This window comes from Protofrankia sp. CiT1, from assembly GCF_917627335.1.
Lineage (GTDB): Bacteria > Actinomycetota > Actinomycetes > Frankiales > Frankiaceae > Protofrankia.
Genome location: NZ_CAKJTP010000163.1, coordinates 1 through 8,457, shown reverse-complemented (window position 1 = coordinate 8,457; position 8,457 = coordinate 1). Strand labels below are relative to the sequence as shown.

8 protein-coding genes and 1 pseudogene are annotated in these 8,457 nt (G+C 70.6%); 6 read left to right on the top strand and 3 right to left on the bottom strand.

The features are described 5' to 3' along the window. The 4 genes from MJ785_RS18550 to MJ785_RS18535 form a co-directional block, all read left to right on the top strand. Positions 1-1,092 (top strand): ABC transporter permease (locus MJ785_RS18550; protein ID WP_239382008.1); only part of this gene is annotated, 1,092 nt, incomplete at its 5' end. Positions 1,093-1,214: 122 nt separating this feature from the next. Then, on the top strand, positions 1,215-2,714 hold the full coding sequence (locus MJ785_RS18545; RefSeq protein WP_239312556.1) for an aldehyde dehydrogenase: 1,500 nt from the start codon (positions 1,215-1,217) through the stop codon (positions 2,712-2,714). Next, a complete protein-coding gene (locus MJ785_RS18540) occupies positions 2,693-2,884 on the top strand; it encodes a hypothetical protein (protein ID WP_239312557.1) in 192 nt (63 codons plus the stop codon). Before MJ785_RS18545 ends, MJ785_RS18540 begins: the two co-directional genes overlap by 22 nt. 31 nt (positions 2,885-2,915) lie before the next feature. Beyond that, positions 2,916-3,152 (top strand): hypothetical protein, encoded by a 237-nt coding sequence (locus MJ785_RS18535; protein WP_239312560.1) that lies wholly within the window; start codon positions 2,916-2,918, stop codon positions 3,150-3,152. A 59-nt stretch (positions 3,153-3,211) separates the two neighbouring features. On the opposite strand, the gene MJ785_RS18530 is transcribed toward MJ785_RS18535, so the two are convergent. Both MJ785_RS18530 and MJ785_RS18525 read right to left on the bottom strand, forming a co-directional pair. Further along, a complete protein-coding gene (locus MJ785_RS18530) occupies positions 3,212-4,018 on the bottom strand; it encodes an SDR family NAD(P)-dependent oxidoreductase (protein ID WP_239382006.1) in 807 nt (268 codons plus the stop codon). Between the two features lie 33 nt (positions 4,019-4,051). Next, positions 4,052-5,317, bottom strand: a complete 1,266-nt coding sequence (locus tag MJ785_RS18525; protein WP_239382004.1) for an acyl-CoA dehydrogenase family protein — start codon at positions 5,315-5,317, stop codon at positions 4,052-4,054. A 232-nt stretch (positions 5,318-5,549) separates the two neighbouring features. Between MJ785_RS18525 and MJ785_RS18520 the strand changes: the two genes are divergently transcribed. Next, complete coding sequence (locus MJ785_RS18520) at positions 5,550-6,668, top strand: phosphotransferase family protein (protein WP_370652982.1); 1,119 nt, start codon at positions 5,550-5,552, stop codon at positions 6,666-6,668. Positions 6,669-6,936: 268 nt separating this feature from the next. Further along, the gene (locus MJ785_RS18515) at positions 6,937-7,671 is read left to right on the top strand and encodes a FadR/GntR family transcriptional regulator (protein ID WP_239312590.1); all 735 of its coding nucleotides are present in this window, start codon (positions 6,937-6,939) and stop codon (positions 7,669-7,671) included. Between the two features lie 406 nt (positions 7,672-8,077). On the opposite strand, the pseudogene MJ785_RS18510 reads toward MJ785_RS18515, so the two are convergent. Continuing rightward, positions 8,078-8,457 (bottom strand): annotated as a pseudogene (locus MJ785_RS18510) (cytosolic protein); the annotation flags it as partial.

Sequence of the window (8,457 nt, the reverse complement as noted above, 5' to 3'; positions counted from 1 at the left end):
CGGGAAGCCGGCGTCGCCGCGGCGGGCGGGACGGGCCGCGGGAGTTCCGGCGCTCCCCGTCCGCCGGAGCCGGTCCGGCAGCCGGTCAGCGTCACGCTCGGCAGGTACAGCGCACTGATTCTCTTCGCGCTGTTCATCGTCATCTTCGGCGCGCTCAAGCCGCACCTGTTCCTGACGGTCAGCACGTTCCGTCTCACCTTCGGTGAAGGCGTGGTGACGGCGGTTCTGGCACTGGCCTTCCTCGTCCCGCTCGCGGCCGGTGTTTTCGACCTGTCGATCGGCGCGATGATGGGGCTGTCGCTCGTCGTGATCAACTGGTTCGCGGCCAACACCGGCGTCCCGATCGCCCTGGTCTGTACCGGCGCTGTGCTGTTGTGCTGCCTGGTCGGTCTGATCAGCGGTTTCCTGGTGGTGCGGTTGCGGGTCAACTCACTGATAGCCACCCTCGGCGTGAGCCAGGTGCTCACCGCTGTGGGGCTGAAGGTCTCCGACAACCGTCAGATCACCGGCGCGTTCTCCGACCGGTTCGCGACGCTTGGCAGCACGAACCTGCTGGGTGTTCCGGTGGTCGTGCTCTACCTGCTGGTACTGGCGGTCATCGGGTGGTTCGTGCTGGAGCACACGCCGGCCGGGCGCTACCTGTTCGCCGTCGGCAGCAGCCCCGATGCCGCGCGGCTGGCCGGCCTGTCGACGGAGCGGCTTGTCTACGGCTCGCTCGTCGCCTCCGGCGCGGTGGCCGGGATCGCCGGCGTCATCTACGCGATGCGGGTCGGCGCCTACACCGCGGACGCCGGTCCGGGCCTGCTGTTCCCCGCGCTGGCGGCGGTGTTCTTCGGGGCGTCGCAGTTCTCCCGGCGGCCCAATGTGTGGGGCACGCTGATCGCTTACTTCGCGCTCGCTTTCGGCGTCAAGGGGCTACAGCTGGCCTTCGGGCCTGGCACCTTCTGGATCCAGCCGCTGTTCCAGGGGGTGGCGCTGCTGATCGCGGTCTCCCTGGCGAGCCGGCAGGTCGCCCAGACGCGGCGCAGCCGGCGGGCACAGGCGGCCACGACCGCGACCGAGCCCGCCGTCACAACCGTGGCCGAGCCGTGACGCGGGCCCAGGCCGGTGTCCGGGGATCTCCTGTGCCCTGGCCGTCGAACTGCCCTGGCCGTCGAACGCCGTGACCGCGGTGATGTCCGCGGGTTTCCCGCAACCAGATCGGAGCAGCTTCGATGAGTAGCACATTGGATGATCAATCGGTATATCCGATCTCGGCGGAAACCGCCCGCCAGCTGGCGCGCCCCCTGTTCGGCCACGTGATCGACGGTGCGGTCGTCCCGTCCCTCGACGGGGCGACGATGGCGGTCATCGACCCCGCGACAGAACGCCACGTCGCCACCGCCGCGGCCGGCTCGGCGGCCGACGCCGAAAGGGCCGCGCGGTCCGCGCGTGCCGCGTTCGACGACGGTCGGTGGCGCTTCCTCCCGCCGCTGGAAAAGGAACGCCGGATGCGCAGGCTCGCCAGCCTCCTGGCGGAGCGGGCCGACGTCTTCGCCGAGATCGACGTGATCGACTCGGGACTGCCGCGTTTCTACGAGGGCTTCATCGTCCAGTTCGCGGTCGACGGTATCGACTACTACGCTGGCTGGCCCTCCAAGATTGCCGGAGCGATCCCGGCGGTACCGTCGGACCTGGTCGTCTACCAGCATCGGGAGCCGATCGGCGCCATCGGCCTGATCACCCCGTGGAACGGGCCGACAGCCGTGTTCGCCGCGGTGGCCGCCGCCATCAGCGCCGGCAACAGCGTCGTGCTGAAGCCGGCCGAGCAGACCCCCATGTCGGCGGTTCTCATGGCGGAGCTGGCGCTCGAGGCGGGAATCCCGCCGGGGGTCTTCAACGTCGTCCAAGGTGTCGGTGAGGTGGTGGGCGCGGCCCTCGTCACCTCCGCCAACATCGACGCCGTGTCGTTCACCGGTTCGGTGGCGACCGGAAGCGCCATCCAGGCCGCCGCCGCCGCACGGGTGAAACGGGTGAGCCTCGAGCTCGGCGGCAAGAGCCCGTTCATCGTCTTCCCCGACGCCGACCTGGAGGCCGCCGCCGCCGCGGCCATGGCCGGGGTGTGGGGCGCGTCCGGGCAGGTGTGCACCGCGGGCAGCCGCCTGTTGGTCCACCGCTCCGTGCACGACACACTGGTAAGCATGATCATTGACGGCTCGCGTGACATCCAGCTCGGCTCGGGTTTCGACCCCAGCAGCCAGCTGGGGCCGCTGGTGTCCGCCGAGCAGCTGGAGCGGGTGCGGCGTTACGTCGGCTACGGCCGGGACGAGGGCGCGGAGCTGGTGCTCGGCGGTGAGCGCCATGGCGACGTCGGCTACTTCCACCAGCCAACGGTGTTCACATCCGTGCGCAACGACATGCGGATCGCCCGCGAGGAGATCTTCGGGCCGGTGATGTCCGTGCTGGAGTTCGGCTCGGAGGAGGAGGCCATCGCCATCGCCAACGACACCGAGTACGGGCTGGCGGCCGGTGTGTGGACGAACGATCTGGGCCTGGCACACCGCACGAGCAGAGCATTACGGGCCGGAACGGTGTGGGTGAACACCTACCAGATGGTCTACCCGACGGTGCCCTACGGCGGCGTGAAGAACTCCGGGCACGGCCGCAGCCTGGGCGCGGCCTCGCTCGACGATTTCACCGAGATCAAGAGTGTGTGGATGAAGGTGGGGGGCTGACGCGCCAGCGCGGCGGCGGGCGCGGCTACCACAACCAGCTGCGACGCGAAGCGGACGGCTGGAAAATCAGCAGGCTTCTCCTCGAGATTCGCTGGGGCGAGCGCCGGGTGGATGCCACCGGCTACCTTGCCGAGGTCGGCGGGCCCGGCCCCCAGGTGTGTCCCCGGTGACACGGCCGGCCCCGGACGCGGGGACGGCACGGTGAGAACCCACGCGGCGGTGCTGTGGCCGGGGGAGCCGACGCTGACAACGACGACCCTCGACGGCGCGCTGCCGGCGGTGCGTGACCTCACCCATGGCTGCATGGCGAACACCGTTGTCATGACCATGGCCGCCGGTGACGGCCGGTTGCTGGAGTCCGCGCTGTCCCTCGTCGGTAGCCGGGGCACAGCGGTCATCGTCAACGTCCATCCCGCGGAGGGGACCGCTGCCACCTGAGGCCGACATCCGTTGCGTGGCGGCCGGGGCGGAACGGATGTCTGGGGCAGTCTGGCCCGTCAGTCTGGCCCGTCAGCCGGAGCGGTATAGGGGACGACTGCCTGGCCGCCGTCGACGGCGAGCAGCGCGCCGGAGGTGAAACTCGACGCGGGCCCGGCGAAGTACAGGGCCGCACCGACGATCTCGCGCGGGTCGCCGCCCCGGCCCAGGGGGAAGCGTCCGGCCATCGCCTCGAAGGCCGGGATGTCCCAGGTCCTGCTGATGTCGGTGAAGAACGGCCCTGCCATGATCGTGTTGACCCGGACCGTCGGCCCGAAGGCCTGGGCGAAGCCGGCGGTCAGGGTGTTCAGGCCCGCCTTGGCCGCCGCGTAGGGGAGGTCGCCCGGCGTCGGGCGCACCGCCGCGACACTGCTGATGTTGATGATCGAACCGCCGCCGGCGCGGGCCATGCGGGCACCGGCGAGCGCGGTGAGCCGAAACGGCCCCTTGAGGTTGACCCCGATGACCTTGTCGAACAGCTCCTCGGTCACCTCGTCCAGGCTCGGGTAGCGCGGGGCGATACCGGCGTTGTTGACCAGGATGTCGAGCCGGCCGAACTCGTCGTAGACGGCGTCCACCAGGCGGGTGAGGCCGGCCCAGTCGCCGACGTGCGCCGGGTAGGGCAACGCCCTGCGGCCGGTGGCGCGGCGGACCTCCGCGGCGAGTTCCGCGCAGCCGGCGGCCTTCCGGCTTGTGATCACGACGTCCGCGCCGGCCGCGGCGAACGCGAGCACCATCTCCCGGCCGAGGCCGCGGCTCCCGCCTGTCACGAGTGCCACCTTGCCCTGGAGCGGGCTGCCATGCCCGAGGTCATCGCACTGGCGCATCTGTGCTCCCGCCACGCTGGGATCCGCCGATGGTCAACGTGGGATGTCCCGCCAGGGCCTGCCCCGGTCGGTCCGCGGCTCGCCCGGCAGCCCGAGGATCCGCTCGGCGATGATGTTGCGCTGGATCTCGTCCGAACCACCCGCGATCCGGTAGCCCGGAGCGCCCAGGACATGGGCGCTCCAGCAGAACGTGCCCCACTCACCGGTGTCCGCCGTCAGGCGCGGGCCGAGCAGCAGAGCGGCCGTCCGCGACGCCGATTCCATGCCCGCCACCCAGCGCAGCTTGCGCAGGGAGCCCGCCGCCCCCGGCGCCCGGCCGGCCTGCCGGGCCTGTTCGTCCCGCTGGGCCGACACCCGGGCGAGCCGTTCGTTGATGAACACGTCGGCGAGCTGCTGGCGGACCAGCGGATCGCCCGCCCGACCCAGCCACCGGGCCAGCGCCACGAGTTCCCGGAAGCCCCCGCCGACCTGGCTCGGCGCGCTGCTGGCCTCGCGCTCGAACCCGAGCGTCGTCAGGGCCGTCCGCCAGCCCCCGCCCACCTCCCCGAGACGCAGGGAGTCGGGAACCCGGACGTCGTCGAGGAAGACCTCGTTGAACGACGAACCGCCCGACATCTGGCGCAGCGGTCGGATGGTCACTCCGGGAGAGCCCAGTGCGATCATGAAGGCGGTGAGGCCCGCGTGTTTCGCGGCATCCGGGTCGGTCCGCGCGATGAGCATGCCCCAGTCGGCGAACTGGGCACCCGAGCTCCAGACCTTCTGCCCGTTGACCACCCAGGCGTCACCGTCGCGAACCGCGCGGGTGGCCAGGGCGGCGAGGTCGGAACCAGCGCCCGGCTCGGAGAACAGCTGGCAGCACAGCTCCTCGGCGCGCAGGAACCGCCGCACCAGGAGAGCGCGCTGGCCGGGGGTGCCGACGAGCTCGATCGTTGGGGCGATCAGGTGCAGCGTCACCGTCAGCAGCTCGTGCCCCGGCGGAGTCTCGACGTGTGCCTCCTCGTGGGCGAACACCTCGGCGAACTCGGGCCCGAGCCCGCCGCCGCCGTACTCGGGAGCCCAGGTGATCGCGCCGAAGCCGGCGTCGAACTTCTGCCGCTGCCAGGCAGCCGCCCGGTCGATCAGCGCCTTCTCGTCCGCGAAGGACAGGCTGTGAAAGACCGACACGTCGTCCGGCCCCTGTCCCCAGCCTTCCTGGCGGCCCTCACCTGGGCCGGCCCGCGGGCCCGCGCGGTCGGCGAGCCAGGCACGTACCCTGCCCCGGAAGGCCTCGAGATCCCTGTCCGCAGCTTCCGCGCCCATGGGTCTCCCTCGGGGTTGTCAGATTCGTCACGTCTATATTCGTCATGAGGTTAAGGTCTTTGGATGGCAGGCGCAACGGGGCCTGCGGGGGTTTGTGCCAGGTTCCCCCACAGGCGCCACTGGCACGCGGGCGCGCGGCGCGCTGCCCGGCGGCATCGGGACCGCGGCCAGGACAGTACCTACCAGGACAGTGGCCTACCAGGACCGCAACTACCGGGAAGGGCCGGGGATGATGAACGCCGAGTCTTGGCTGTCAGCGGATTCGCCTGAGCCGGCGGATCCGCCTGAGCTGGCGCCGGTCCGCCCCGGTGAGGACCTGCCGTGGGAGCGGCTGGCCAGGTACCTGCTGCCGCGGCTGGCCGAGCGGGGGCTGGAGGTGACGGGCGACCTGTCGGTGGCGCAGTTCCCGAACGGTTCGGCGAACCTCACCTATCTGCTCTCGTTCGGTCACACCCGTCTGGTGCTGCGCCGGCCTCCGTTCGGCGTGATCGCCCCAGGCGCCCACGACATGCGCCGCGAGCACCGGGTGCTGTCCCGCCTGTGGCAGGAGTACGACCGCGCTCCGCGGGCCTACGTGTTCTGCGCCGACCACGACGTCGTGGGCAGCGACTTCGTGGTCGGCGAGTACCGCGCCGGGGTGGTGGTCTGGGGGGCGCTGCCGCCGTCGCTGCGTGACCTGCCCGACGCGGCTCGCCGCGTCGGTTTCGCCACCGTCGACGCTCTCGCCGACCTGCATCTCGTCGACCCGGCGAGCTGCGGCCTCGACGATCTCGGCCGGCCCGGCGGATACCTCGCGCGCCAGCTGTCGGGATGGCGCCGTCGCTGGGAGCTCGTGGCCACCGCCGAGTTCGACGCACAGATGACCGAAGCGGGCCGCCGCCTGGAGCGCACGCTGCCGGTCTCGCGGGCATCCGTGCTCATACACAACGACTTCAAGATTGACAACTGTCAGTTCGCGCCGGCCGCACCCGACCGGGTGGCATCGGTCTTCGACTGGGACATGGCGACGCTCGGCGACCCGCTTGCCGATGTCGGGATGCTGCTCAACTACTGGCCCGACCCGTCGGACACCGCGGACGACCACGCGCTGCACGTGCCGGGCCTGCGGACGCTGGGCGTGCCCACCCGGGCGGAGGTCACGCGCCGGTACGCGGCGCGCACCGGCGCCGACCTGTCACACATTGCCTGGTATGAGGCGTTCGCCTGCTGGCGGACAGCGGTGATCTGCCAGCAGTTGCACCAACGCTACGTGCGCGGGGAGAGCACGGATGAACGTATGGCCAGCCGCGGGGACGACATCGGGATGCTTGCCCGGCGTGCCCTGCGGATCATGGGGGACGTCACGGGGTGAGCCAGGACAGCCGGGCCACAGCCACTGGCGCTACCGGCCTGTCCGTACTGCCCAGCCCGCCCAGCCCGTCCGCGGGACGGGGTAGGCAAGGAGCTGGGCGGTGCGATTCATCAGGAGCAACTCGGCCTGGCGGTACCCTCTGCTCATGGTGAGCAGCCCCGGTCGAGAGCCGTTGCCTGCGCCCGCTGGAGCGCTGGGCCCTCGTCGGCACGCACCGGCCCCGGCGACTCCGCGAGGCTGCATCGCGATCGCGTCGGGTGACGGGGTGATGCGCCGCCTGAAGACATCGGAGACCGTCGCACGGGATGTGGTGCACGACATCATCGCCCGTGGGCTACAGCCTGGTGACGGCCTGCCGTCGGAGGCGGCCATGCTCGAACAGTATTCAGTGAGCCGCGAGTCGTTGCGGGAGGGGCTGCGCCTGCTGGAGGTGCAGGGCCTGCTGTCCATCCGCCGTGGGCCGGGCGGCGGCCCGGTGGTCGGTACCGTCGACCCGTCGAACCTCGGACGCATCTCCACGTTGTATTTCCACCTGGCGGGGGCCACCTACGCCGAACTCTTCGAGGCGTGGGTGCTGGCCGAATGCGTTCTGGCCGACCGGGCCGCCCGCAACCCGGACAGGGACGCGCGGGCCGCCGCGATGGCACCCTACCTCGACGGAGGCGGGGCGTACGAAGAACACGAAGAACACGAGGAGCTGGGGAAGTTCGTCCAGGAGCACGGTGGATTCCACATCGCGATAGCCTCACTGGCCCGCAACCGCGTGCTCGAGCTGAGCATGCAGACCATGGGCCGGATCGTCGCCCACCACGTCGCCCTCACTGACGACCCCCGGGTGATGCGTGACCTGATCGCCGACGATCACCTGAAGCTGGCCCGGGCCATTCTGTCCGGTCATGCCAAGCAGGCCCACAGTCTCATGGAGGAGCACATCCACGGCATCGCACGGTACAGCCGTGAGCGCTTCGGCGACCGGATGGACGACTTCATCGAATGGCGGTGATCACCGCGGCGGTGGGTCGATATCACCCGGCGTGGCTGCTCGGTCTTCGGCCCGCCCGCCACCGGCGAGACCGATTACGCCCGCCGCCTGCTGCCTTTACTCACCCGGGACATGCTGGTGCTGGCCGACCGGGGCTTCGACGCTGCTGCCAGGCGCTACGTAGGGCCGTGGTCACCGCCGTGGAATCGGTTCCTGGCACCGACGGACCGGGCCAGTTTCACCATCGCCCTGGAAGCCAGTCCGACAGACGCTGCCCGCCGCCGAGGGTGTGGTCACCACCGACTCGGACCCGGTCGGCCGGATCGGCCTCGCCGTCCTGGCCGGGCTGCTGCCGCCCCGCCGCCCACGCGTCAGCGTCCGTACGGTCAAATCCTCGCTGTCCCGCTGTAACGTCCCGGCATTGGGGTTAGCCGAAGAGCTGGTCGAGGGTGTCGGCGGTCAGGACACGAACGGTCCAGGTCTGGAGCTGGTCAGTGGAGGCGTTACGCACAGTGGCGAGCAGTGCCTCGGGAAGCGGGCCGAACTTGAGTGTCAGCTGCTGAACGAGGGTCTCGACGCGTCCCTCGACGCGTCCCTCGACGCGTCCCTCGACACGTCCCTCAACGCGTCCCTCAACGCGTCCCTCGACACGTCCCTCAACGCGTCCCTCAACGCGTCCCTCGACACGGCCTTCAGCGCGGAGCTGCTCGGCGATGGTCATGTAGGCCTCCTCCGCGTCAGAACCAAGAGCGATGATCAGATCATGTAGCTGATCGCGGATCTCCGCCTCCCCGACCAGCTCAATGT